The sequence below is a fragment of the Mycolicibacterium phocaicum genome, assembly GCF_010731115.1.
In the GTDB taxonomy this organism is placed as follows: domain Bacteria; phylum Actinomycetota; class Actinomycetes; order Mycobacteriales; family Mycobacteriaceae; genus Mycobacterium; species Mycobacterium phocaicum.
The window spans coordinates 1242893-1267127 of record NZ_AP022616.1 but is presented as its reverse complement, the minus strand read 5'-3'; the positions used below and the strand labels follow the sequence as shown (position 1 = coordinate 1267127).

Sequence of the window (24235 nt, the reverse complement as noted above, 5' to 3'; positions counted from 1 at the left end):
GTCTGACGGAATTTTGTATCCGGAGTTTTGCCGACCGCGGGAGGAATTCGATGACCGGGCTGCGAACCCGTGGCGGATGGGCTGGTGTCGGGGCCCTTTCTGTCGCGGTGGCATTGCTCATGGCTCCGACGGCATACGCGACACCGGAAAGCGACGCCGACGCGGCGATATCCCACACGTGGGATGCCGCGGGCGGTGACACGGGTGAGCTGGGTGCCAAGGACGGTGACGTCTACCAGGTCGGCGCGGGCTTTGCGCAGAACTTCGCGGGCGGCAAGATCTATTTCAGCGAGGGCACCGGCGCCCATCTCATTTACGGCGCGATCCTCGACAAGTACCAGGCCTTGGGCGGCGCCGCGGACAGCGATCTCGGCTTCCCGACCATCGACGAGGGCGCGGGCAAGGCCACTGACAGCCGCAACAGCACCTTCAGTGCCGCTGACAAGCCGGTCATCTTCTGGACGCCCGACAACGGCGCCTGGGTGGTGCGCGGCGCCATCAACGCCGCCTGGGACAAGCTCGGCGGGTCGGCCGGCACCCTCGGCGTACCCACGGCCGACGAGTCCTGGAAGGGCGACGTCGTCACCCAGCCCTTCACCGGCGGTGAGGTGAGCTGGAACGCCAAGACCAAGGCGTTCACCACCACGCCGGCCGACCTGGCCGGCCAGCTGACCGGCCTCGACGTGCCGGGCGACGCGACGACGGCCATCGCCGCCGCACGACGGGCAGCCGGCGGGCCGCAGGGCACCCTCGGAGACGAGCAGGGTGCCCAGTACAAGGTCGGCGACGGCGTGGCACAGAACTTCGCCGGCGGCACCATCTTCTATTCACCGGCGACCGGTGCGCACGCGATCACCGGCGACGTACTGGCCAAATACCGCGCGGCCGGCGGCCCGCAGGGCGATCTCGGATTCCCGGCGAGCAACGAGACCGACGGCGGCATCTCGCCCACGAGCCGCATCGCCACGTTCGCCGCCGCCGACAACCCGGCGATCTTCTGGACGCCCGAGCACGGCGCGTTCGTCGTCCGCGGCGCGATGAACGCGGCGTGGGACAAGCTCGGTGGCGCGACCGGCAAGCTCGGCGCGCCGACCGCCGATCAGACCGTCAGCGGCGACGTCGTCAGCCAGAAGTTCACGGGCGGTTCGATCTCGTGGAACAAGTCCAGCCGTGCGTTCAGCACCGAGCCGGCAGAACTGGCGTCGCAGTTGGGCGGCCTGCAGGTACCCAGTGTCGATCTGCCGGGCGGGGTGACCTCGCAGTCCGACGAGGCCGGCAAGTGGTACCAGTTCCACTGGTGGTGGTTGCTGGCGATCATCCCGCTGCTGCTCGTCGTGGTCGGCATCGTGATCGCGTCGCTGCTGCGGCGCCGGCGGCACGCCGGACCGGACGCCGTCGACGATCAGGACGCGTACGACTACGACGACCACGAGCTCGGCGACGGGGAGTACGGCGACCCGCAGTATGCGGACGGCGGTGTCGACAGTGAGTACGGCGACGAGTTCGCGGCCGAGGACCAGCAGTTCGACGGCCCGCACGGCGGGCCCGCGTTCCAGAGCAACCCGGACGTCATCGACACCGCGCCGACGGTGTACCCCGATTTCACGGCCGAGCAGCCCGCCGACGAGCCCGCCGACGGTGAGGCGGACGCCGATGCCGATGCCGAGGCGCAAGCCGAGCTCGACGCCGAGCCGGTCGACGCGGCCGAACCCTACGAGCCTGAGCCGCAGGCGAGCGGCGACGACGGCGACCGCGAACCCGCCGACGAACCGACGGCCTCGGTGCAACTCCCGGATGCGTTGCGTCGTGGTGGCGCGGCGGCGGGCCTGACCGCGGCCGGGTTGGCGGGCTTCGCCGGACTTCGGCCCCGGGACCCCGCCGACCGTGTCTGGGCTGCGCCGGCCGAGGACCAGGAGACCGAGGACCAGGCTGACGAGCGTGCGTCCGAGCCCGAGGAACAGGTGGCCGAGGCCGAGACGCCGGAGGTTTCGGAGGCGGAACCGGCAGCCGAGGCTCCTGTGGACGAGGCGCCTGCGGAGGACGCCGTCGCGGCCGGTCCGGCCAGCGGCCGGCACCATGCGCTGGGGGCCGAGGAACCCGAGACCGCGCAGATGTCGTTCCGCGTCGCGACCGGTGCGGAGCCGCCAGAGGGCTACGGCATCAAGGCCAATACCGAGTCGGGTTTGTACTGGGTGCCGGGATCTCCCGGGTATGACGAAGCGCCCGTCCAAATCTGGTTTGCCAGTGAGGAATTCGCGGTCACCAACGGGTTCATCCGCGGCTGACCGGAGTCATGACTGAGCCCCGCTGCGAGCGACTGCAGCGGGGCTCATCTCTAGGTCTGGCAGCCCTCAAATCTTGCGGATGACGGTCACGACCTTGCCGAGGACGACCGCGTCGTTGCCCGGGATCGGGTCGAACGCCGGGTTGTGCGGCATCAGCCACACCTGGCCCTTGGTGCGCTTGAAGGTCTTCACCGTGGCCTCACCGTCGATCATCGCTGCGACGATGTCCCCGTTGTCGGCCACGTTCTGCTGCCGCACGACGACCCAGTCGCCGTCGCAGATCGCGGCGTCGATCATCGACTCGCCGACCACCTTCAGAAGGAACAACGAGCCCTCACCCACGAGTTCGCGGGGGAGCGGGAAGACGTCTTCGACGGCCTCTTCGGCAAGGATCGGGCCGCCGGCGGCGATCCGGCCGAGCACCGGCACGAACGTCGGTTCGGGCAGCGCGTCCGAACCGGAGACATCGGTTGTGATGGTGGCGCCCGTCGAGTCGTCCGCACCGCGCACGTCCACGGCGCGCGGGCGGTTCGGGTCGCGGCGCAGGTAGCCCTTCTTCTCCAGCGTGCGCAGCTGGTGGGCCACCGACGAGGTCGAGGTGAGGCCGACGGCGTCGCCGATCTCCCGGATGCTGGGCGGATAGCCGCGGGTGGTGACCGAGGTGCGGATGACGTCGAGGATGGTCCGCTGGCGCTCGGTGAGGCTGCTGGACCGTCCGCCTGGCTGGGTGTCCGGGGTATCGGTGCTGTCGCTCATGCAGACGAATCTAGCCCAGTGCGGACGATTCATCAAACATGTGTTCGAGATCGGGCGGGTCGGCGTGTCGCGGACGGATCTCGTCGTGACGTCGTGAAAGGGGCGGCGGAGTCGGCGAACGGAACTTGTCGGTGGGTCGTCGTATCGTTCGCAACAGTTCGATCACATGTTCTACCTTTCGAACATTTGGGCGATATAGTCGAACACAAGAGCGATCGAACCTATGTACGAACTCCTGAGAGGAACCGACATGACCGTCATCACCCGCGAATACCCGACCGACGTCGTCGTCCGCACCGTGCCTCGGCGTGGAGATGTGAATCCGCACCGCCAGGCCCGGCTGCGGCCGGCTGGTTCCCGTCCTGCGGGCGCGGCCTTCCGCCACCGCGGTACGGGAGTACTGACCTCCCGGGCCTCGCACCGTCGCAACCCGATCACGCCGTTGACCACGGTGATGCTGGCTCTGGTCGCGGCCGGGATCACGGTGTGGCTGGGCCTGGTGGCGCAGTTCGGCGAAGCTGTCCAGCCGACATCGTCGGCGGCCTCGGTGCCCGCACAGCTCGCGGTGGTCCGGGTGCAGACCGGGGAGTCCATTCAGCAGGTCGCCCGGCGCGTGGCGCCCGACGCGCCCGTCAGCGCCGTCGTCGACCGCATCAAGGAGCTCAACAAGCTGCCGTCGGTGGCACTGAACGCCGGTCAGACGCTGATCGCGCCGGTCGGCTGAGGACAGCCCGTGCGCACCTCGATCGGCACGGCGCCCGGCCGCGTCCGAGCGGCACGGGTAGGCTCAAGACCGTTCGAAACGGTCGATTGTCGGTGCGGCGAAGGAGCGGTGATGCACTGTCCGTTCTGCCGGCATCCGAACTCGCGTGTGGTCGATTCACGGGAAGCTGATGAAGGGCAGGCGATTCGGCGTCGCCGGTCATGCCCGGAATGCGGCCGCCGGTTCACGACGGTGGAAACTGCGGTCGTCGCGGTGGTCAAACGCAGCGGCGTCACAGAACCGTTCAGCCGGGACAAGGTGATCAAGGGCGTGCGGCGCGCCTGCCAGGGTCGGCAGGTCGACGACGATGCCCTGAACCAGTTGGCACAGAAGGTCGAAGATGCGGTGCGGGCCACCGGATCTCCCGAAGTGCCGAGCCATGAGGTCGGGCTGGCGATCCTCGGCCCTTTGCGTGACCTCGATGAGGTCGCCTATCTGCGGTTCGCCTCCGTGTACCGCTCATTCTCGTCCGCTGAGGACTTCGAACGCGAAATCGAGGCGCTGCGCGCGCACCGCGGCGTGACGTCGTCGGGCTGACTGCCGCTAGGTCGCGCTGCGTTCGTCGGTCTCCATCGCGTCGAGCACCGCGAACTTCGTATCCTGCGGGGCGTCGATCGATTTCGCGGTGACGCCGGTCTGCAGTAGGCCGCGCAGGGCATCGCGGTCGTACACCGACGGCGCGGTGGTGTCGATGAACTCCTCGACGAGCTTCACGAACCGATCGGGATCGTCATGAAATGGGAAATGGCCCGAGTTGTCGAAGAACTCGAGCCGAGAACCTGGCATCGCGGCATGGGCCAGCTCGCCATGAGCAGCCGGGATGACGGCATCGTGGGTGCCCCAAACCAATTGCACCGGAATGGCTTCGGTCAAATAACATCGATCCAGCATCGTGACCACCTGGCCCCGCCAGTCGACCACCGCACGCAGGGTCCGGGCAAAGGCGGACGAGGCCTTGGGTTCGGGCAGGTCGTTGAGGATCCGCAGCATGTTCGGCAGGTCGTGACCCAGACCGGTCGACCCGAGCAGCGCGCCGCCGAGACGTCCGGCGAGCTGAAGCGCGGGCAGCACCAACGGGATTCGCAACAGCGCCAGCGCTTCGGTGCCCAATGGCAGGGCCGCGAGCCGCAGCGCGATGTTCACGTCGCGGGTGACGCCGCCGGCACCCACCAGCACCAGGCGATCGATCAATTGCGGGAATTGATAGGCGAATTGCATGGCCACGCCGCCGCCCAGCGAATGGCCGACGACCGTTACCCGTTCGATGTCCAGCACGCTGAGCAGGTCCCGCATGCCGTTGGCGTACGCCGCCACCGAGTAGTCGGCGCGCGGTTTGTCGGACTGGCCGTGACCCAGCAGGTCTGGGGCGATCACGGTGAAGCGCTGCGCGAGGCGCGTCTGAACGGTCTCCCAGGTGGTGGAGTTGTCACCGATGCCGTGGATGAGCAGGATCGCCGGTCCCGAACCGGCTATCCGGTACGCCCGCCGGTAACCGTGGATGGTGCGGTATTCCAGCCGCGGCGTGACGTCGCGCACCGAGTGCAGGGTGGGCTTCCCATCGGACATCGTCCCAGCTCCTTCCCATCGTGTCGGCGGAGCCGACCGCGTGGTCAGTCGCCGACAGTGCCGTCGTCGCCGGCCTGGGGATCGGAGAATCCGTCGCCGGACTGTTCGGCGAGGAACTGCTCGAACTGTGCGCCGAGCTCGTCGCCGCTGGGTAGTTCCTCGTCACGTGCCAGCAACGACCGATTTTCCTGAGCAGCGACGAACGAATCGTACTGTTGTTCCAGTGCACTGACCACTTGAGCGACTTCGGCGCTGGCCTCCACCTGCTCACTGATCTTCGTGTACACCTCGGCGCCCGCCTCGGACAGCTCGTGGAGCGGGATCTGCAGCGATGCGATCCGCGAGACCTCGCCCAGCAGGGCCTCCGCGGCCGGCGGATACGCGGTTTGCGCCAGGTAGTGCGGCACGTGCACCGTGAAGCCCAGAGCTTCGTGGCCGTGCTGAATCATCCTGTACTCCAACAGGTTCGACACGCTGGCCGGAACCTGCACCTCGCCCACCCATGGCGTGTGATCAGCGATCAGTTCCTTGTTGCCCGCGTGTGCGGTCATGGTGACGGGCCGCGTGTGCGGCACCGCCATCGGGATGGCGCCCAGCCCGATGACCTGCCGGACCCCGAGCCGCTCGGAGAGCAGCCGCACCGCCGTGATGAATCGTTCCCAGCGCAGGTCCGGCTCCATGCCGGCCAGCAGCAGGAACGGCGTCCCGGCGGTGTCGTGCAACGCGTACAGATTCAACTCGGGGTCGTCGTACTTGGTGAAGTGATCGGTGGTGAACGTCATCAGCGGTCGACGCGACCGGTAGTCCAGCAGCTCGTCGATGGCGAACGACGCGACCAGTTCGGTGTCGAGCGTGTTCTTCAGGTGCTCGGCAGCCAGCCGGATGGCATGGCCGGCATCGGAGAAGCCTTCGAGGGCGTGCACCATCACCGGTCCGCGGCCGTCGGCGGCGGACAGCTGGGGCGCGGGGAACTCCAGCTCGTACATGCCGCTCTGCTCGGGCTGATACTGCTGGCCCCGGTGGTCTTCGGGCCGCTGGTCGCTCGCGTCCGCGTGCCCGTCGTGCTCGCTCACCTTCACACTCCTTGCCGTACTGCCTCGCCCACATCTCGCAGTGGGGTGCGTCTCCTACAAGTGTCTCGCATTCTCACCTTGTTCCCCGGGTCACCCCGGAGTACGCCATGGTGCACCAGATGCTGCTCGGGCAGGAGGTATCGGGCAAGATCGGACAGATGCTGGGCACCCGACTGGTCGTGAGCGCGCTCGTCGCGCTGTTGGCCACTGCGTGCAGCCCACCTCCGATCAAGGCCGACCCCCGCACCGGCGACGTCGGCACGGTCAGCGCAGGTGCGGCCGCAGTCCCGGGGCCCCGTCTCGATCCGCGCGTCGGAGCGGTGTTCCTGGGCAGCGATTCGGTACACACCTGCAGTGGCGCGGTGCTCGACTCACTGGCGGGAAATCTCATCATCACGGCCGCCCACTGCCTCGATTCGTCGGTCGAGGCGACGTTCGCACCCGGTTACCGCGGCGGCGTGCCCGGGGACTTCTGGCACATCGACGCGGTGTACCTGGATCCGCGCTGGGTCCGTGGCCAGGACCCGGCAGCCGACTTCGCGATCGCCCGGGTCAGCCACGGCGGCGCGCCCACGACCGAGACGCTGGAGCACCGCGCCGGCGGCGGCTTCGTGCTCGGCGCGGCGCCCGGTCCGGACGTTCCGATCACGGTGACGGGATACCCGCTTGGTGACGGCGGCGGTCAGGTCAGCTGCAGCGGTCCGACGTCACGCCCGGATCGCGGTTTCCCGGCGCTGCGCTGCCCGGGGCTGGTGGACGGCACCAGCGGCTCGCCCTGGGTATCGGGGAACGAGGTCAGGGGAGTGGTCGGCGGTCTGCAGGGCGGTGGTTGCAGCAGCAACGAGCTGTCGTACTCGTCGCCCTTCGATGTGCAGGTCCAGGTGGTGTATCAGCGCGCGCAGGAGGGTGGCCCGGCAGACCGTGCCACCGGCGCCCCCGACGACGGGTGCAGCACCTAGCTCCTGAATTGGTTGAGCGCCCGCAGCTTGTTCATCACGTCGAGCGCGGCGACCTTGTAGGCCTCGGAGAACGTCGGGTAGTTGAAGACGGCGTCGACCAGGTACTCCACGGTGCCGCCGCAGCCCATCACGGCCTGGCCGATGTGGACCAGTTCGGTGGCGTTGGAGCCGAAGATGTGCACGCCGAGCAGCGTGAGGTCCTCGGTGGAGACCAGGAGTTTGAGCATGCCGTACGAGTCGCCGGCGATCTGCCCGCGGGCCAGTTCGCGGTAGCGCGACACCCCGACCTCGTACGGGACCGAGCTGTCGGTGAGATCGACCTCGGTGGCGCCGACGTACGACACCTCGGGAATGGAGTAGATGCCGATCGGCTGCAGGTCGGTCATGCCCTTGCAGGGCTCGCCGAAGGCGTGATAGGCCGCGAGCCGGCCCTGGTCCATCGAGGTCGCCGCCAGCGCGGGGAAGCCGATGACGTCGCCGACGGCATAGATGTGGTCGACCTTGGTCTGGTAGTTGTCGTCGACGAAAATCCTTCCGCGGCTGTCGATCTCGAGTCCGGCCTGGGCGACGTCGAGGTGCTCGGTCTGGCCCTGCCGGCCGGCCGAGTACATCACTGTCTCGGCGGGGATCTGTTTCCCGCTGGCGAGCGTGGTCAGGGTTCCGCCGGGACCCACGTCCACGGCGGTGACCTCTTCGCCGAACCGGAACGTCACCGCGAGGTCGCGCAGGTGGAATTTGAGGGACTCGATGATCTCGGAATCGCAGAAGTCCAGCATCGTCGGCCGCTTCTCGATCACGGTCACCTTGGTGCCGAGCGCGGCGAACATGGACGCGTACTCGATACCGATGACTCCGGCGCCGACCACCACCATCGACTGCGGCAGGCTCTTGAGGTCCAGGATCCCGTCGGAGTCCAGGACGCGTTCTTCGTCGAAGTTCACCCCGGCCGGGCGGACGGGCTTGGTGCCGGTGGCGATGACGACATACCGCGCCCTGATGTTGACGTTCTCGTCGCGGGTCGGGTCCTCGATGACCAGGGTGTGCGGGTCGAGGAAGCGCCCGTGCCCTTCGAACAACTCGACCCCGTTGCGCAGGAGCTGGTTGCGCACGACGTCCTGTTCCCGGCCGATGACGTGGGTGGTGCGGCGCAGCAGGTCGGCAGGGGTGATCCGTTCCTTCACCCGGTAGCTGGAGCCGTACAGTTCGCGCTGGCTCATCCCGGTGAGGTAGACGACCGCCTCACGCAGCGTCTTGGACGGGATGGTCCCGGTGTTCACGCAGACGCCGCCGAGCATGCGTCCACGCTCGATGACTGCGACGGATTTTCCCAGCTTGGCGGCGGCGATCGCGGCCTTCTGCCCACCCGGGCCGGATCCGATGACGACGAGGTCGAACTCCTGCGTGGAACCCATGACAGCCAGGTTGGCACGGCGCGCGTGATCATGCAGCCGGATCATCGGCGAACTTTGCGGAAACACCTCGCGCGGGACCGTTATCCACAGATCCGAGTTCATCCACAGACCGGCCCGCAGGCCGCGCCGGCCGACGATTCCTGACGGACCGTGCTGCCACCTTCAGGGCATGACATCTTTCAGCTCATTCGATTTCCAACTGAACCGGCCCGGCGCCCTGATCGCGGCAGTGCCTGCGGTCCTGGGATTTGCGCCGGAGAAGTCACTGGTACTCGTCACGATCATCGGCGGCGAGATGGGTGCGGTCCTGCGCGTCGACCTGTCGGAGGGATTCTTCGAGGCCTTGCCCGACGCCCTCGGACATCTCTCGGACATGGCCGCCGCCGCGGACGCGGATGCGGCCATCGCGGTGATCGTCGACGAACACGGCGTCGACTGCGCGATGTGCGCGGACATGTACCGCGACGTGAGCGACGAACTCGAGGACGCGCTGTCCGATCACGGCATCGAACTGTTCGCGGTGCATGTGGTCGACCGGGTGGCCGCCGGCGGCCGGTGGCAGTGCGCCGACGGCTGCGGCAACGCCGGCATCGTCGAGGATCCCGAATCGTCGCCTGTCACCATGGCTGCGGTGCTCGACGGCCGGCGCCTCTACGCCCGGCGCGCGGACCTCGTCGAGGTCGTGGCCGTCACCGACACACAGCGCGCCGAGGCGTTGCGGCCGGCGATCGAAAAGCGTGCTGCCACAGTGGATTACCGAGGCCGTCCCGATGCCGATGCGCGCGCCGACGTCGAACATGCGGTGGCGTGTGCCACCGGTTCGGCGGACGCGCCATTACTCGATGACGACGCGGTGCGCCTGGCCTGTGCGGTGACGGATTCGCGGGTGCGGGACACGCTGTACGCGCTGGCGGTCGGCGAGCACGCCGCCGCGGCCGAGTCGGTGTGGGCCGCGCTGGCCCGTACCCTGCCCGCGCCGTGGCGGCTGGAAGCGCTGGTGTTGCTGGCCTTCAGCGCCTATGCCCGTGGCGACGGACCGCTCGCCGGCGTGGCGTTGCAGGCCGCACTGGACGTCGACAGCGAGCACCACATGGCGGGGCTGCTCGACTCGGCACTCCAGGCCGGCATGAGGCCGGACCGCATCCGGGAACTGGCACTAACGGGCTACAAATTGGCGGAGCGCCTCGGCGTGCAGATGCCGCCGCGCAGGATCTTCGGCCGGTCGGCGTGAGCCGCGTGGTCTTCGGGTCAGACCTTCTCGACGCGGACCGCGTGTGCCATGTGATGCGGCAACTCGACCTGTTCGTGGCCGGGAATGACGATCAGGACGCTGCCCTGATCGGTGGCCTGCACCGTGACACGCGCATTCGGCACGACGCCGGCATCTTTGAGCCGGGCGATCAGCTCGGTGTCGCCCTGGACGTGCTCGGTCAGCTGGCGCACCCGGACCGCGACCGGGAATCCGGTGGGCAGTTCGGTGAGCCGCACGAGGCTGGCGTCGGCGTCGCCGGCCGGGATGACGCCGAGTTCGGCGAGGCCGGGGATCGGGTTGCCGAACGGCGACGTGGTCGGGTTGTCGAGCACCTGGACCAGCCGGCGTTCGACGTCCTCGCTCATCACGTGTTCCCAGCGGCAGGCCTCGGCGTGGACTTCCTCCCACGGCAGGCCGATCACATCGACCAGCAGGCGCTCGGCAAGCCGGTGCTTGCGCATCACCGACACCGCCAGCGACCGGCCCTTGTCCGTCAGCTCGAGGTGGCGATCACCGGCGACGTGCAGCAGCCCGTCGCGCTCCATCCGCGACACCGTCTGGCTGACGGTGGGGCCGCTCTGCTCGAGTCGTTCGGCAATGCGCGCACGCAGCGGCACCACGCCCTCTTCTTCGAGGTCGTAGATCGTCCGCAGGTACATCTCGGTCGTATCGATCAGATCGTTCATGCCAAATTCCTCCAGGCCTCCGCCGGTGCCCAGCTTACCGGTTTGGCCGGGTCAACAGGCATCCACCACGGCTCATCGGCGCTGTGATTCCGATGGCCGACGGCGGCGGGCGGACCGCCCGACAAAAACGGTGCCCGCCGGGCGTTCCGGCGGGCACCAGGGTGTGCAGTTGTGGGTGGCGGCGGTCAGCTCGCGTAGGCCCGCAGGCGCTCGGCGCGCTCGCCGTTGCGGAGCTTCGACATGACCTCACGCTCGATCTGGCGGACCCGCTCGCGGGACAGGCCGAACAGCTTGCCGATCTGGTCCAGGGTGCGGGGCTGACCGTCGTCGAGGCCGAAGCGCAGCCGGATCACCTGCTGCTCGCGCTCGTCCAGGGTGGCGAGCACGTGGCGGATGTCGGTGTGCAGCAGCTCGGAGATAACGGCGTTCTCGGCCGAGAGCGCTTCGGAGTCCTCGATGAAGTCACCGAGCGGAGCTTCCTCGTCGGTACCGACCGGCATGTCCAGGCTCACCGGGTCGCGGCTGTGCTCGAGCAGGTCGTTGATCTTCTCGACCGGGATGCCCGACTCTTCGGCGAGCTCTTCGTCGGTGGCCTCACGTCCCAGGCTCTGGTGCATCTCGCGCTTGATCCGAGCGAGCTTGTTGACCTGCTCCACCAAATGGACGGGGAGCCGGATGGTCCGGCTCTGATCGGCCATGCCGCGCGTGATCGCCTGACGAATCCACCAGGTGGCGTAGGTCGAGAACTTGAAGCCCTTGGCGTAGTCGAACTTCTCCATCGCCCGGATGAGGCCGAGGTTGCCTTCCTGGATCAGGTCCAGCAGCGGCATGCCGCGGCCCGTGTAGCGCTTGGCCAGCGAAACCACGAGGCGGAGGTTGGCTTCCAGCAGATGCCGGCGTGCGGCTTCGCCGTCGCGGACGATGGCCGCCAGGTCACGCTTGCGGTTGTCGCCGAGTCGCTTCTTGGTCTCCAGCAGGTGCGCCGCGTACAGGCCGGCCTCGATGCGCTTGGCCAGTTCCACCTCGTCCTCGGCGTTGAGCAGGGCGGTCTTACCGATGCCGTTCAGGTAGACGCGCACCAGGTCCGCGGCGGGACTCTGGGCGTCAAGATCGGAATCGATACGGCTTGTGGTGGCTTTTGCCATTTGCGGCCTCCTGCTCGTGCTCAGCTCGAACTGTCACTAGCTTCAACGCCCGAGTTGTCGGAGAAGTTCCCGAGGCCCTGTCGTCTCATGGCCTCTGACCTGCGGTTTTTCCGCGTCGACCTGAGAATGTCCTTAGAAAGGAGAAAGAAGGAAACTCAGGTGGAGATCAGGGCTCGATATCGCCGTCGATGACCGGGTGCCGGTCCTCGATTGCCGGCCGCTCGGCGGTCGGGAACATGGGCGCTCGTCGGGCCGCGTCGTAGCGGCGCGGTTCCTGTGCGGTGCGCGGCGGGCGGTCGTTTGCGATGAGTACCGCGATCCACGGCAGGGGAATGGATGCGATGAGGATGGCCAGCGAGATCAGGCCGTTGTGCCAGATGCTGTAGGCCAGGGCCGCCAGCAACAGCGCCGGCACGCGGAACGACATGATGGTCAGGTAGCGGCGGACGCGGGCGCGGTGCTGCTCCTCGTAAGCGGGTGCTGCGCGAGTGATGAGGACCGGCCGACCGTCGTCGTCGAAACTCAGCTCTTGGCCTTGTTTCATCCTTCTACTGTCCCACATCTGGCTCGGTGCCGCCGCGACCGGTTCGGGTGAAGTGCACAATGAGTGCATGCAGACCGACACCCTCGAACGCACCGATTCCGATGAACAGGTCGACGACGGTACGGACGACGACCGACCTAAGCATTTTCACTACGTCAAGAAGGACAAGATCGCGGAGAGCGCTGTCATGGGTACTCATGTCGTCGCGTTGTGCGGCGAGGTGTTCCCGGTGACCAAGTCGCCCAAGCCGGGTTCGCCGGTGTGCCCGGACTGCAAGCGCATCTACGAACAGATGAAGAAGTAGCCCGAGCCGGTCAGGCCGGCGGCTCTGCCGGTTCGGCAGGCTGATCGCCCGTGAGGGTCTCGGCCTTCTCCTCGAGCCATTCGCGCAGGCGTCGGGCATGGGTGTCCGGCGCCGGCCATTCCTCCTGGATCGCCGCGTTGAGTTCGGCTCCGATCATGATCGCGAAACCCAGCGCGAACGCGAACAGCAGGAACGCGATCGGTGTCGCCAGGGCACCGTAGGTGTAGCCCGTGGCGGTGATCCACGTCAGATAGAACCGGAGTCCGACCGTCGCCACCACGAAGACCACGGTGGCCAGGACGGCGCCGAACAGCAACCGGTGCGTCGGCAGCGGTTTGGGCAGCGACACCCGGTACAGCACCGTCACGGCCAGCACGATGCCCAGCAGCAGCACCGGCCAGTACCCGTACTTCATGGCGTTGGACCAGGTTTCGGGGATGTGCTGGGCGATCTTCATCGGTCCGATGGCGGCCACCGGAGCGGTCGCGATCACGAACAGCAGCATCACCAGGTACAGCCCGAGCGCGTAGAACCGTTGCCGCACCGGATGGCGAAGCGGTGTCTGGTCGTGTGCCTCGACGACGGCGTCCACGAACGCCGAGATGGCCGATGAACCAGCCCACAGCGAGATGACGAACCCGAGGGACACCACCTCGCCGCGGGCGCCCATGGCGACTTCGCGCACGGTCGGCTGGATGATCTCGTTGATCACGTTCGGCGAGAAGAAGTTCTTCGCCGTCCCGATCAGCTGCTCCTGGATCATCGGTAGGGTCTCGGGGCCGAACAGCGGCGCCACGTACGCCAAGCTGCCCAACATGCCCAACAGCAAGGGCGGTAGGGACAACGCTGACCAGAACGCAGCCTGTGCCGACTCCGAGAAGATCGAATCGTCCCAGCTTTTCGACAGCGCGCGACGGATGACCCGTAACACGTGATGACGTGTCGGCTTGATCGGTGGCGTCTGGTCGTTCATGACCAGACCAGCATTACCGAAGAGACCCCATCAGGACCGTATTTGAGGTGACCGGCGGGTCACCTCAGTCCTCGCCGCTGACCTCCAGCACAGCGGCCAACGCAACCAGCTTGGATTCGTGCTCGTTCGCGTGGTGTTGGCAGAACAGGAGCTCCATGCCGGAGGGCAGGGTAGCCCGAACGCGGGCGGCGGCGCCGCACCGGTCACAGCGGTCGGCCCGTGTCAGTGCCGGGCCGGTCAGAGTTGCGTTCATGGCTCCTCCTTCTGCTCGTCGCCGCCAGGGCGCTTTGCCGGTTACACATCTCTACTCTCTCAGACGATTTGGATTCCAGCGTTGTTCCCCAGGTGTTCACGGGTGTGTCGTGTCTCACCTATCGCTGGAGTTGCGGGCGCGGCAGGCTGACCGCATGATCGCCGCGCCCGCAGTCCTGGTTCATCTATGTAGTGAAACGGATTGGGCGCGTGCCCAGTTCGATGGTGAGCTTCGGCCGCCCTCACTCGACGAGGTCGGGTTCGTCCACCTGTCGGCTCCGGAGCAGGTTCACCTGCCGGCCAATCGGCTGTACCGCGGGCAGTCCGACCTGCTGCTGTTGGTGTGCGACCCCGCGCTGCTGGGGTCGCCGGTTCGCTGGGAGCCCGGGGTGCCGACGGATCCGGCCTCGATGCTCTTCCCGCACCTGTACGGTCCGTTGCCTGTCGCCGCGGTGACCCGCACCGTGCCCTACCGGCCTGACTCCGCCGGTGTTTTCGCAGTTCTGCCGGCAAATTTCGGCACCGACGCCGTTGGTTAACGGCAAATGAACGACAGTGTGAGAAATCTGTCCACTCATCGGGAATGTGGCCCGAATCACCGTCGGGGGATTGGCACGATCGCGCGCGTAAATATCCCCGACTCGGTGAGGACATGATCAACCACACGAATTCTGAAGACGCGACGGGTAAGCGCCGTCGTGCAAGAGGACTGAAGGGGCTCGGTGTCGCGCTGACGGCGAGTGCCCTTCTGGTCATGTCGGCGCTGCCGGCATGGGCGGCCGAGAACATGACCATCACGTTCATCCGGCACGGGCAGTCGTACGGAAACACGTCGGGCAACATCGACACGCAGGTGCCGGGCCCGGTCCTGACACCGGACGGCCAGCAGCAGGCCAAGGACATCGCGGCCAAGCTCGGCGACCGGAACTTCGACGCCATCTACGCGTCGACGATGGTTCGGACGCAGCAGACGGCGACGCCGTTGTCGCAGTACCTGGGTCTGCCGATCCAGGTGTTGCCAGGTCTGCAGGAGATCGAAGCCGGCAAGTACGAAGGCACGCCGGAGCGCGCGGGTCTCTTTGGTTACCTGACTGCTCCGCTGGCGTGGGCGGGACTGTCGGTGACGCCGCCGCCGAACGTCAGCTTCAACCCGATCGCCCCGAACCTGGACGCGTTCATCCCGTCCGCGGCCGATCCGACGACTGGTCTGAACGGCCATCAGTTCGAGGATCGCGTCAACGGCGCGCTGCAGACGATCTACGACAACGGCGATCGCAACGCGGCGGTGTTCTCGCACGGCGGCACCATCATGATCTGGACGATGATGAACGCCAAGAATCTCAGCGCTGAGCAGAAGATCATGCTGTTCACGCAGCATCCGCTGGGCAACACCGGCGTTGTCGTCGTCGAGGGCAACCCCGAGGACGGCTGGAACCTGGTCGAGTGGAACGGCGTCAAGATCGCCGGCATGCAGAAGGGTCCGATCGAGAATGTGATGACCCAGGTCCGCACGCTGACCCGTCAGCTCAACTCGGTGGTGCAGGATGTCGCCGCGGCATTCCAGACCGGCAACGTCGGCAAGATCCTGACCGCGATCAACCACGGGGCGGCCGACGCGTTGTTCTCGACGGCCAAGTTCGTCCGGGCGATCAACGCCCAGGTCATCGGCGGCGTGACGACGGCCATCGACAACCTGCAGAAGAAGCTGGCGCCGCCGGCTCCGGCTGCGGGCACGCAGACCACCGCGCCGACCTCGGGTGCGGCGGTCTCGCCGGCGGCCTTCTCGGCTCCGGTTGCGGCCAAGGCCCCGGCCGCGGCGCAGGCGGGCGACTCGCCGGCCAAGGTCGCCGACGCTCCGGCGTCGGACAACAAGGTTGACGGCCAGGCCAAGGCTGACGAGGCCAAGGCCGACGCCGACGCTGCCAAGGCAGAGGGCCAGACCAAGGCTGACGACGCCAAGGCCGGCGCCGACGCTGCCAAGGCGGAAGGTCAAGCCAAGGCCGACGACGCCAAGGCCAAGGCCGATGCCAAGAAGGCTGCCGCGGAGGCCAAGAAGGCCGCTGCCAAGGCCAAGGCCGAGGAGAAGAAGGCTGCCGCCGAGGCCAAGAAGGCCGAGGCGAAGGCCAAGGCCGACGCCAAGAAGGCTGCCGCTGAGGCCAAGAAGGCCGAGGCGAAGGCCAAGGCAGAGTCTGCGAAGGCCACTGCCGGCGCTGGCGCTGGAAGCACCGACTGACAGTTCGCTGTCGGATGGCAACAGATCGGCCCCCTTCTCGTCAGGGAAGGGGGCCGATTTGCGTCAGCCCTCTGTGCGCGCGGAGAGCAGCAGGTCTCTGGTGATCTCCAGGTGCCCGACGTGCTGCGCGATGTCGTGCAGGATGTGCAGCAGCGTCCACTCCGGGCTGGCCGTGGCCAGAACCGAAGCGCGCGTGGTGCCGCCGCGCACCCCGTCGGCCAGCTCGCGGTCCCGGATCCCCTCGGTGACCGCCACCTCGACCCAGCCGGGGAAACGCTGCTGCAGGGCGGTCAGTCGGGTCAGTAGTTGGTCGACCCGCCCGGTGGCGGTGAACTCGCTGTCGCGGTCCCGCGGGATGCGTTGTCCGGCAATGAACGAGCCGGCCCAGTACTCGACCACGCCGATGCAGTGGTTCACGATCGCGTAGCAGCTGTTCGCGCCGGGCAGCTCGGGTCGCTGGTTGGCGAGGTCGTCACCGAGCACGGTGAGGATGTCGGCCATCGCGGCGAAACACTCGGACGAGACGTTCAGCATCGCTTGGGCCAGGGGATGTTCCGAGGTCGGCATACGCGAAAGCCTTTCACACGCAGCGCTTTTCCCGCTTCCGGTTTTCGGGCTGCAGCCAGACGCCCGCATCTGGTCATAATTCTGACGCAAGCGTAAAATTTGACGGTTCGAATCCAACCACGACCCGACGCCGGAGGCTCTGATGCACACCAAAACTGTCCTGGCTGTTGCCGCTGCGGCGTTGCTGGTCGCGCCCGTCGGCCCAGCGTTCACCGCGCAGGCGGCGCAAAGCTCAACGGATACCACGACGTACCGGCCACAGCCGACGGTCGTCGCGCAACCGATGAACTGTCGCGGCGAAACCGGCGATCACGGCTGCGGCGCGGGCTGGATCTGGAACGGGAATCGCTGCGTGCCCTGCTGACTCGCCGAACAAACGACAACTGCCCCGAAACCGGAAGTTTCGGGGCAGCTGTCGTTGATCCGGGGGATTAGTCCAGGTAGTCGCGCAGGACCTGCGAGCGCGACGGGTGCCGCAGCTTGCTCATGGTCTTGGACTCGATCTGGCGGATGCGCTCACGGGTGACGCCGTAGACCTGACCGATCTCGTCGAGCGTGCGTGGCTGACCGTCGGTGAGGCCGAAGCGCAGCCGGACGACGCCGGCCTCACGCTCGGACAGGGTCTCCAGCACCGACTGCAGCTGATCCTGCAGCAGCGTGAACGACACGGCGTCCACGGCCACCACGGCTTCGCTGTCCTCGATGAAGTCACCGAGCTGGCTGTCGCCCTCGTCGCCGATGGTCTGGTCCAGCGAGATGGGCTCACGCGCGTACTGCTGGATCTCCAGCACCTTCTCCGGCGTGATGTCCATTTCCTTGGCCAGCTCTTCGGGCGTGGGTTCGCGACCCAGGTCCTGCAGCAGCTCACGCTGGATGCGGCCGAGCTTGTTGATGACCTCGACCATGTGCACCGGGATACGGATGGTGCGGGCCTGGTCGGCCATGGCGCGGGTGATGGCCTGGCGGATCCACCACGTGGCGTACGTCGAGAACTTGTAGCCCTTGGTGTAGTCGAACTTCTCGACCGCGCGGATCAGACCCAGGTTGCCTTCCTGGATGAGGTCGAGGAACGCCATGCCGCGGCCGGTGTAGCGCTTGGCCAGCGACACCACCAGACGCAGGTTGGCCTCCAGGAGGTGGTTCTTGGCGCGGTCGCCGTCGCGGCAGATCCACTGCATGTCGCGACGCTGCGCGGCGGGCAGCTTCTCGCCCTTCTCCATCAGCTCGGACATCAGCTGCGTGGCGTACAGGCCGGCTTCGATGCGCTTGGCGAGCTCGACCTCTTCCTCGGCGTTGAGCAGCGCGACCTTGCCGATCTGCTTGAGGTAGGCGCGCACCGAGTCGGCGGAGGCGGTGAGCTCGGCGTCCTTGCGGGCCTGCCGCAGCGCTTCGGACTCTTCCTCGTCCCAGACGAAGTCGCCGGAGGCCTTGTCCTTCTCCGACGGCTCTGCGGTCTCGTCGGCGTCGTCGCCCTCGGCGGCCTTTGGGGCGGCCTTGGTGCCTTCGGCGTTGGCGTCGCCTTCGGACTCGCCTTCTTCGGCGTCGTCCTCGTCGTCATCGTCGCTGACGTCGTCGTCGGCCTCGAGGTCGTCGTCGAGTTCCAGGTCGGCGTCGTCGACGTCGATCTCGTCGGGTTCCACGGCGAGATCGTCGACGTCGGTCACGTCGTCAGCGGCGCCGCCGTCTTCAGGCTTGGTTGCGGCCTTCGCCGCGCGCTTCGCGGGCGCCTTCGCGGCGGCCTTCTTCGCGGGTGCCTTCGCGGCACGCTTGGCCGGCGCAGCCTTGGCGGCGGCCTTCTTCGCGGGGGCTTTGGTGGTGCGCTTCACCGGCTCGTCGGCTGTCTCGCTGGCTTTGGTCGCTACCACGGCCACCCTTTCGGTCTTTCGTACATCGATGGCGTGGGCGTGCGCCACCGAAAAGCGTCGGCTGTCGAATATTGGCGTCGATCTTCGATCGGATGATCACCGCTATCCGTTCAGGCGGCCGCCGTTGACCATTGTAACGACATAGTGCCCAGAAGCCGTATCAGCGGCGGACTCGGAGCGTTGACGGGCCGCTAATGGCGGTGCAGAGCACCGTCTGCGGCCATCGCGGCACCGACGATGCCGGCCGAATTCTGCAGCGTCGCGGCCACCACCGGCGTGCGGTTCTTCAGCAGCGGCACCCACTTGTCGGCCTTCTTGCTGATCCCGCCGCCGACGATGAACAGGTCCGGCCAGATGGCGTTCTCGACCGCCACGAGCACCTTGGTGACCTCTTCGGTCCAGCGTTCGTACGACCAGTCCTTGCGTTCCTTGACCGAGGACGCGGCGCGGTGCTCGGCTTCCTTGCCGCCGACCTCGATGTGCCCGAACTCGGTGTTGGGCAACAGAACCCCGTCGTAGATCACTGCCGAGCCGATGCCCGTGCCGAACGTCAGCAGCACGACGAGCCCGCTGACCTCCCGGCCCGCGCCGAACTTCTCCTCGGCCAGACCCGCGGCGTCGGCGTCGTTGAGCACCGTCACGTCCTGGCCGTCGAGCCGCGAGGCGAACATCTCCCGCACGTTGGTGCCGATCCAGCTGCTGTCGACGTTGGCCGCGGTCCGCACGATGCCCTCGGTCACCACGCCCGGATACGTGACGCCCAGGGGCCCGGTCCAGCCGAACTCGCGGACGACGGCCGCGACGGTCTCCGAGACGGCCTCGGGCGTGGCCGGTTGCGGGGTGGGGAGCCGGAAGCGCTCACCGATCAGCTGGCCGGTGTCGAGGTCGACGATGCCGCCTTTGACGCCGCTGCCGCCGACATCGATTCCCAGCGCTCGATGCGGTGAGCCGTCAGTGGCGGCGGTGGGCGTCTCGGTCATCTGCACTCCTTGAAGGGGGTGGGCAAGAGGGCGCGACCCACACCCTAACCGCGTGTGCTGCGATAGGTGTCATGACAGCACGCGAACCCGAAAGCGCCACCGCGCCTGCTGCGCTGCGCGCGCTCGCCGAGCAGCTGGCGACCGAGGCCGCGGCATTCGTCCGCCGCCGGCGCGGTGAGGTTTTCGCCGGTGCGCCGCAGGGCGACGGCGCGGTGCGCACCAAGAGCAGTCCGACCGACCCGGTGACCGTCGTCGACACCGAGACCGAGCGGCTGCTGCGCGCGCGGCTGGCGGTGCTGCGCCCGGATGACGCGATCCTGGGCGAGGAGGAAGGCGGTGCGGCGCGGGCGCCCGCCGGCGTTCCGGTGTGGGTGCTCGACCCCATCGACGGCACGGTGAACTTCATGTACGGGCTGGGCGCCTACGCGGTCTCGGTCGGGGTGCAGATCGACGGCGTGTCCGTGGCCGGCGCGGTGGCCAACGCGGCGACCGGCGAGGTGTTCTCCGCCGCGCGTGGCCAGGGGGCCGTGGTGACCCGGGACGGGACGCGGACGGCCTTGCGCTGCAACGTCATCGACGAACTCCCGATGGCCCTGGTGGCCACCGGGTTCGCCTACGCGCGGGAGCGGCGGCGACAGCAGGCCGGCGCGGTGGCCGAGCTGCTGGCAGAAGTCCGCGACATCCGCCGGGTCGGGTCGTGCGCCCTGGACCTGTGCATGGTCGCCGCGGGCCGGCTCGACGCGTATTTCGAATCCGGTGTGCACGTGTGGGATTGGGCGGCCGCGGCGCTGGTCGCCGAGGAGGCGGGTGCGGTGGTGCGGCTGCCCGCGCCGGGTGCGGACGACGACGACCTGGTCATCGCCGCGGCGCCTGGTGTCGCCGCGGCGCTGACCCGGCAGCTGGCGCGGGTCGGCTACCGCTAGCAGGTCCCGCTGTGGATCTTCGGCAGCAGCGAGGTGTCGGCGGGCTGCGTCGCGTCGGGCTTCAGGCTGGCCAGCATGGCCTCGATGTCGTCGCTGTGGGCGAGCTCGTTGAACTCGGTGCCGATCGCGAGGTCGACGGAGTCGTCGGGGCGCTGGTCCTGGAACAGCTGGGTGCACGGCGCGACGAGCCACAGCGCGGCGGCCGCGGACTTGCCGGCCGGGCCGAACCGGATCTGGCCCTGGCATTCCATGCGGGTGCTGGCGTACACCGGGTCATTGCTGGCCGCGGGCTGGCCGAATCCGAGGTCGCGCAGCTCGCCGGCGACCTCGCTGGCCTGGCCGCCCTGGCCGCTGGCGTTGAGCACCTTGATCTTGGTGTCGGCGAGCTTGGCCGGCACCACGTTGACCATCGAGGACTGCGACACCTCATCGCCGAGCTTCGGCTGGTTCGGGTCGGTCGGTGCCGGCGGGGGATTGCAGGTGATCGCCTGGTGGATTTCGGCGGGCTGGTTCGCGACGACGAGCCAGGCGATCAGCGTCGCCACGGCCAGCACCGCGAACAGGACCGCGGCGGGCACGTAGTTGCGGCGGCGGAACGGCCGACCGTGCTTGTCGAAGGCCGTGCCCTCGGTGATTTGTGCGACCACATGAGCACTGTAGATGCACCGCACCCTGCGTGATTACGAACCACCTCTTGCTCATGTGATGCAAATCACATATAGTCGGCGCGCTTTTCGGGCACGAATCATTTGGCGGAAGCGTTCGACGCTGGTACAAAGCTCTGCTGCAAGGTAACGGAGGGGATGACCATGGCTACCGATTACGACGCCCCGCGGCGTTCTGAGACTGACGAGGTTTCCGAGGACTCTCTGGAGGAGCTGAAAGCACGGCGCAACGAGGCACAGTCCGCCGTCGTCGACGTCGACGAGACCGACTCGGCCGAGAACTTCGAGTTGCCGGGCGCTGACCTGTCGGGCGAGGAACTCTCGGTCCGTGTGGTGCCCAAGCAGGCCGATGAGTTCACCTGCTCGAGCTGTTTCCTGGTGCAACACCGCAGCCGTCTCGCCAGTGAGAAGAACGGCGTGATGATCTGCACCGACTGCGCCGCCTAGGGATTCATCTTCACGTCAGTGGCCGGTCTCGCACGCATACCGTGCGGGGACCGGCCATTCGGCGTCTTATGGGGCCGCGCTAGCGACCCTGCAGCGCCGCCAGGATCCGATCGGGATGACGCGTGCTCACCAGCCAGTACGGCGTGGGGTCGTCCGGGTCATCGAGAACCACGAGGATCAACGGCCCGACCCAGGCCCGATGCACGACGTATGCGGCCGGGTCCAGCTGGCGTCCCAGTGCCGCTGACTTCGCCGAGCGCGGCACCTCGGCCGACCGCGAGATGACGCCGGTCGGGATGTGCGCCGGCCCCACCCACAGCTCGGTCTCGGCGTCCGGCCCGGTTCCGGTGCTCACCACGCGCAGCTCGATGCGCCCCATCCACACCAGCGTCGCCGCCGCGACCGGCAGCAGGACGGCGAACGGCGCCCAGGTCGGTACGCCCGACACGCCTTGCACCACTTCCAGCGCGATCAGGGCCGCCAGCCCGAAACCCGGTAACCACCACCACAAAGGCACCGTCAACCGCTCCCGATAGCGGACGGTTTGGGTGGCTGCTCGCGTGTCTGACACGCGGCCAAGGGTAGTCTGTGCGGTCGTGTCCACCTCTCTGGCGGTAGTTCGGTTGGACCGGGATCTGCCGATGCCGGCCCGTGCTCACGACGGCGATGCCGGCGTCGATCTGTTCAGCGCGATCGACCTCGAACTGGCCCCCGGTCAGCGCGAGCTGGTGCCGACGGGGATCGCCGTCGCGATTCCGCACGGCATGGTCGGCCTGGTGCATCCGCGCTCGGGATTGGCTATCCGCGTTGGCCTTTCGATCGTGAACGCGCCGGGGACGGTCGACGCCGGGTACCGCGGCGAGATCAAGGTGGCGCTCATCAACCTCGACCCCAGCGAGCCCATCATCGTGAAACGCGGTGACCGGATCGCGCAGCTGCTGGTGCAGCGGGTCGAGCTGCCCGAGCTGGTCGAGGTCACGTCGTTCGACGAGGCGGGGCTGGCTGACACCTCACGTGGCGCGGGCGGCCACGGTTCCTCCGGCGGACATGCGAGTTTGTGATGGCATTCGAGTTCAAACCCGAAGAAGACGGCCCCTTCGACATCGAGGACTTCGACGACCCGGCCGACGCCGAGGCCGCCCGCCTGGACCTGGGTGGGGTGCTCGTCCCGGTGCCCGACGGATCGCAGCTCAACGTCGAGGTCAACGAGCAGGGCGTGCCTAACGCCGTCTGGATCATGACACCCAACGGGCGCTTCTCCGTGGCCGCGTACGCCGCGCCCAAGACCGGCGGGCTGTGGCGGGAGATCGCCGCCGAGCTGGCCGAATCGCTTCGCAACGACAACGCGCAGGCCCGCATCGAGGACGGGCCGTGGGGCCGCGAGGTCGTGGGTCTGCCGGTGCCGCAGCCCGGCCAGCCGCAGGTCGTGATGCGTTTCATCGGCACCGACGGCTACCGGTGGATGGTGCGCTGCGTCGTCGTGGGCACCGAGGAGACCATCGACGCCATCGCCGACGAGGCGCGAACCTCGTTGGCGGACACCGTGGTTCGCCGTGGTGAAACCCCGCTGCCGGTCCGCAGCCCGCTGCCGGTGCAGCTGTCCGAGCCGCTGCTGGAGCAGCTGCGGGCCGCCGCCCAGCAGATGGCGCAGCAGCAGATGGAGCAGGCTCAGCAGGCGCTCGAGCAGCTGCAGCAGCACATGCAGGGACAGCAGCCCGAAGGGGAGCCTGATGCTCGCCGCAGTGAGCAGGGCTCGGCCATGCAGCAGCTGCGCACCCAGCAGATGGGCACCATCACAGGAGGCTGACGGCCTCCCGCAACGCCGCCACGCAGGCGTCGCCGAGCACCGTCGGCTCTTCGCCCATCGCATCGAGGGTGACGGTCCGCAGCGCGGCCCTGGGGGCCGCCACGGCCCATTCGGCGGCGACCGCGACGGGGTGCACGGCGTCGTCCACCGCCCCGGCGACACCCATCGGCACCTGCAGCTCGGCGAGCTGTTCGCGGGTCGGCCCGCCATAACCCGCCGCCTCTTCCATCGCGTCGGGTAGCCCCGGCCACTGCGCTGTCCACGACCGCGTCAGCTCGTCCGCGAGCCAGGCCGGGCTGCCCGCCCGCATGCCGGCCACGGCCGCATCCAGCCCGATCTCGCGCAGCTGCTGTGCCGAGTAGCGGGCGGCCTGGGCGGCCGGTGCGCCGTCGGAATCACCCGTCCAGGCGGGCAGTGCGGCCAGCACGGCGATGCACTGTTCGGGGTGCTTGAGCGCCCAGTTCGTGGCGACCGCGGCGCCCAGCGATACACCGCCGACGATGATGGGGCCGTGCTGCGCGGCGGCGTCGAGCGCTTCGACATAACCGCCGATCAGGTCGCCCGGGAGCGGCCGCGGGGCGATCACGACGGCACCCGCTTCGAGCAGGGCGCCGCCGAAGGCCCGGCGGATGTAGTCGTCGTCCGATCCCGTGCCGGGCAGCAGTACCGCGGTCATCCCTTGCAAGTTGGCCGTCATCCCTCGATCGTGCCCGGCGGCCGGAACGGCGCTCGCAAGGGGGTCGGGCGGGGTGTGCCGTCCAGTGAGCGGGATAACGAA

28 protein-coding genes are annotated in these 24235 nt (G+C 68.0%); 13 read left to right on the top strand and 15 right to left on the bottom strand.

Annotated features, from left to right (window positions below):
- Window positions 1–50: 50 nt before the first annotated feature.
- Entirely contained in the window at window positions 51–2285 is a 2235-nt protein-coding gene (locus tag G6N46_RS06170; protein WP_138248982.1) for an LGFP repeat-containing protein, read from the top strand.
- Between the two features lie 66 nt (window positions 2286–2351).
- Here the strand turns inward: G6N46_RS06170 and lexA are convergent, their stop codons facing one another.
- On the bottom strand, window positions 2352–3041 hold the full coding sequence (lexA, locus tag G6N46_RS06165; protein WP_061001161.1) for a transcriptional repressor LexA: 690 nt from the start codon (window positions 3039–3041) through the stop codon (window positions 2352–2354).
- Between the two features lie 250 nt (window positions 3042–3291).
- Between lexA and G6N46_RS06160 the strand changes: the two genes are divergently transcribed.
- Both G6N46_RS06160 and nrdR read left to right on the top strand, forming a co-directional pair.
- On the top strand, window positions 3292–3765 hold the full coding sequence (locus tag G6N46_RS06160) for a LysM peptidoglycan-binding domain-containing protein (protein WP_138248983.1): 474 nt from the start codon (window positions 3292–3294) through the stop codon (window positions 3763–3765).
- Window positions 3766–3876: 111 nt separating this feature from the next.
- A complete protein-coding gene (nrdR, locus tag G6N46_RS06155; protein WP_138248984.1) occupies window positions 3877–4341 on the top strand; it encodes a transcriptional regulator NrdR in 465 nt (154 codons plus the stop codon).
- Between the two features lie 6 nt (window positions 4342–4347).
- Here the strand turns inward: nrdR and G6N46_RS06150 are convergent, their stop codons facing one another.
- Complete coding sequence (locus G6N46_RS06150; RefSeq protein WP_138248985.1) at window positions 4348–5370, bottom strand: alpha/beta fold hydrolase; 1023 nt, start codon at window positions 5368–5370, stop codon at window positions 4348–4350.
- Window positions 5371–5414: 44 nt separating this feature from the next.
- Window positions 5415–6356 (bottom strand): proteasome assembly chaperone family protein, encoded by a 942-nt coding sequence (locus tag G6N46_RS06145; protein WP_133426094.1) that lies wholly within the window; start codon window positions 6354–6356, stop codon window positions 5415–5417.
- A gap of 194 nt (window positions 6357–6550) precedes the next feature.
- Between G6N46_RS06145 and G6N46_RS06140 the strand changes: the two genes are divergently transcribed.
- The gene (locus tag G6N46_RS06140; protein WP_138248986.1) at window positions 6551–7402 is read left to right on the top strand and encodes a trypsin-like serine peptidase; all 852 of its coding nucleotides are present in this window, start codon (window positions 6551–6553) and stop codon (window positions 7400–7402) included.
- Here the strand turns inward: G6N46_RS06140 and sthA are convergent.
- The gene (gene sthA, locus G6N46_RS06135) at window positions 7399–8814 is read right to left on the bottom strand and encodes a Si-specific NAD(P)(+) transhydrogenase (RefSeq protein ID WP_061006049.1); all 1416 of its coding nucleotides are present in this window, start codon (window positions 8812–8814) and stop codon (window positions 7399–7401) included. The genes G6N46_RS06140 and sthA overlap by 4 nt on opposite strands.
- 169 nt (window positions 8815–8983) lie before the next feature.
- Here sthA and G6N46_RS06130 point away from each other — a divergent pair, with 169 nt between their 5' ends.
- Window positions 8984–10045 carry a DUF4192 domain-containing protein gene (locus G6N46_RS06130; RefSeq protein WP_138248987.1) on the top strand — a complete coding sequence of 354 codons (1062 nt, stop codon included), beginning with the start codon at window positions 8984–8986 and terminating at the stop codon, window positions 10043–10045.
- 17 nt (window positions 10046–10062) lie between these two features.
- Here G6N46_RS06130 and G6N46_RS06125 read toward each other — a convergent pair whose 3' ends face one another.
- The 3 genes from G6N46_RS06125 to G6N46_RS06115 form a co-directional block, all read right to left on the bottom strand.
- Window positions 10063–10752 (bottom strand): iron-dependent transcriptional repressor DtxR, encoded by a 690-nt coding sequence (locus G6N46_RS06125; RefSeq protein ID WP_138248988.1) that lies wholly within the window; start codon window positions 10750–10752, stop codon window positions 10063–10065.
- Window positions 10753–10937: 185 nt separating this feature from the next.
- Window positions 10938–11897 (bottom strand): sigma-70 family RNA polymerase sigma factor, encoded by a 960-nt coding sequence (locus tag G6N46_RS06120; protein WP_020101848.1) that lies wholly within the window; start codon window positions 11895–11897, stop codon window positions 10938–10940.
- A 166-nt stretch (window positions 11898–12063) separates the two neighbouring features.
- Window positions 12064–12441: a DUF3099 domain-containing protein gene (locus tag G6N46_RS06115; protein WP_226521748.1), complete on the bottom strand. Its 378-nt coding sequence runs from the start codon at window positions 12439–12441 to the stop codon at window positions 12064–12066.
- A gap of 67 nt (window positions 12442–12508) precedes the next feature.
- Here G6N46_RS06115 and G6N46_RS06110 point away from each other — a divergent pair, with 67 nt between their 5' ends.
- Window positions 12509–12745 carry a DUF3039 domain-containing protein gene (locus G6N46_RS06110; protein ID WP_029105322.1) on the top strand — a complete coding sequence of 79 codons (237 nt, stop codon included), beginning with the start codon at window positions 12509–12511 and terminating at the stop codon, window positions 12743–12745.
- Between the two features lie 10 nt (window positions 12746–12755).
- On the opposite strand, the gene G6N46_RS06105 is transcribed toward G6N46_RS06110, so the two are convergent.
- Complete coding sequence (locus tag G6N46_RS06105; protein ID WP_138248989.1) at window positions 12756–13718, bottom strand: YihY/virulence factor BrkB family protein; 963 nt, start codon at window positions 13716–13718, stop codon at window positions 12756–12758.
- Between the two features lie 64 nt (window positions 13719–13782).
- Window positions 13783–13971, bottom strand: a complete 189-nt coding sequence (locus G6N46_RS06100) for a DUF7455 domain-containing protein (protein ID WP_138248990.1) — start codon at window positions 13969–13971, stop codon at window positions 13783–13785.
- Window positions 13972–14125: 154 nt separating this feature from the next.
- Here G6N46_RS06100 and G6N46_RS06095 point away from each other — a divergent pair, with 154 nt between their 5' ends.
- Window positions 14126–14509 (top strand): DUF952 domain-containing protein, encoded by a 384-nt coding sequence (locus tag G6N46_RS06095; RefSeq protein WP_138249002.1) that lies wholly within the window; start codon window positions 14126–14128, stop codon window positions 14507–14509.
- Between the two features lie 113 nt (window positions 14510–14622).
- A complete protein-coding gene (locus tag G6N46_RS06090) occupies window positions 14623–16203 on the top strand; it encodes a histidine phosphatase family protein (protein WP_138248991.1) in 1581 nt (526 codons plus the stop codon).
- 63 nt (window positions 16204–16266) lie between these two features.
- Here the strand turns inward: G6N46_RS06090 and G6N46_RS06085 are convergent, their stop codons facing one another.
- Entirely contained in the window at window positions 16267–16770 is a 504-nt protein-coding gene (locus G6N46_RS06085; RefSeq protein ID WP_234880624.1) for a mycothiol transferase, read from the bottom strand.
- A gap of 142 nt (window positions 16771–16912) precedes the next feature.
- Between G6N46_RS06085 and G6N46_RS06080 the strand changes: the two genes are divergently transcribed.
- Window positions 16913–17134 carry a hypothetical protein gene (locus G6N46_RS06080; protein WP_138248992.1) on the top strand — a complete coding sequence of 74 codons (222 nt, stop codon included), beginning with the start codon at window positions 16913–16915 and terminating at the stop codon, window positions 17132–17134.
- A 67-nt stretch (window positions 17135–17201) separates the two neighbouring features.
- Here G6N46_RS06080 and G6N46_RS06075 read toward each other — a convergent pair whose 3' ends face one another.
- Complete coding sequence (locus G6N46_RS06075; protein WP_138249004.1) at window positions 17202–18635, bottom strand: RNA polymerase sigma factor; 1434 nt, start codon at window positions 18633–18635, stop codon at window positions 17202–17204.
- A 191-nt stretch (window positions 18636–18826) separates the two neighbouring features.
- Window positions 18827–19615 carry a polyphosphate--glucose phosphotransferase gene (gene ppgK, locus G6N46_RS06070; protein ID WP_061010201.1) on the bottom strand — a complete coding sequence of 263 codons (789 nt, stop codon included), beginning with the start codon at window positions 19613–19615 and terminating at the stop codon, window positions 18827–18829.
- A 71-nt stretch (window positions 19616–19686) separates the two neighbouring features.
- Here ppgK and G6N46_RS06065 point away from each other — a divergent pair, with 71 nt between their 5' ends.
- Window positions 19687–20538, top strand: coding sequence for an inositol monophosphatase family protein (locus tag G6N46_RS06065; protein ID WP_135357999.1), 852 nt, complete (start codon window positions 19687–19689; stop codon window positions 20536–20538).
- Here the strand turns inward: G6N46_RS06065 and cei are convergent.
- Complete coding sequence (cei, locus tag G6N46_RS06060) at window positions 20535–21185, bottom strand: envelope integrity protein Cei (protein ID WP_061006028.1); 651 nt, start codon at window positions 21183–21185, stop codon at window positions 20535–20537. The genes G6N46_RS06065 and cei overlap by 4 nt on opposite strands.
- A gap of 162 nt (window positions 21186–21347) precedes the next feature.
- Between cei and G6N46_RS06055 the strand changes: the two genes are divergently transcribed.
- A complete protein-coding gene (locus tag G6N46_RS06055; RefSeq protein ID WP_029105318.1) occupies window positions 21348–21650 on the top strand; it encodes a DUF4193 domain-containing protein in 303 nt (100 codons plus the stop codon).
- A gap of 79 nt (window positions 21651–21729) precedes the next feature.
- Here the strand turns inward: G6N46_RS06055 and G6N46_RS06050 are convergent, their stop codons facing one another.
- Entirely contained in the window at window positions 21730–22221 is a 492-nt protein-coding gene (locus G6N46_RS06050) for a DUF3093 domain-containing protein (protein WP_061006053.1), read from the bottom strand.
- Between the two features lie 25 nt (window positions 22222–22246).
- On the opposite strand from G6N46_RS06050, the gene dut reads away from it, so the two are divergent.
- Both dut and G6N46_RS06040 read left to right on the top strand, forming a co-directional pair.
- Window positions 22247–22711, top strand: coding sequence for a dUTP diphosphatase (gene dut / locus G6N46_RS06045; RefSeq protein ID WP_061006033.1), 465 nt, complete (start codon window positions 22247–22249; stop codon window positions 22709–22711).
- Window positions 22711–23457, top strand: coding sequence for a DUF3710 domain-containing protein (locus tag G6N46_RS06040; protein WP_138248993.1), 747 nt, complete (start codon window positions 22711–22713; stop codon window positions 23455–23457). Before dut ends, G6N46_RS06040 begins: the two co-directional genes overlap by 1 nt.
- On the opposite strand, the gene G6N46_RS06035 is transcribed toward G6N46_RS06040, so the two are convergent.
- Window positions 23444–24154, bottom strand: coding sequence for an alpha/beta fold hydrolase (locus G6N46_RS06035; RefSeq protein ID WP_174814020.1), 711 nt, complete (start codon window positions 24152–24154; stop codon window positions 23444–23446). The two genes, G6N46_RS06040 and G6N46_RS06035, sit on opposite strands and share 14 nt — an antisense overlap.
- Window positions 24155–24235: the final 81 nt, after the last annotated feature.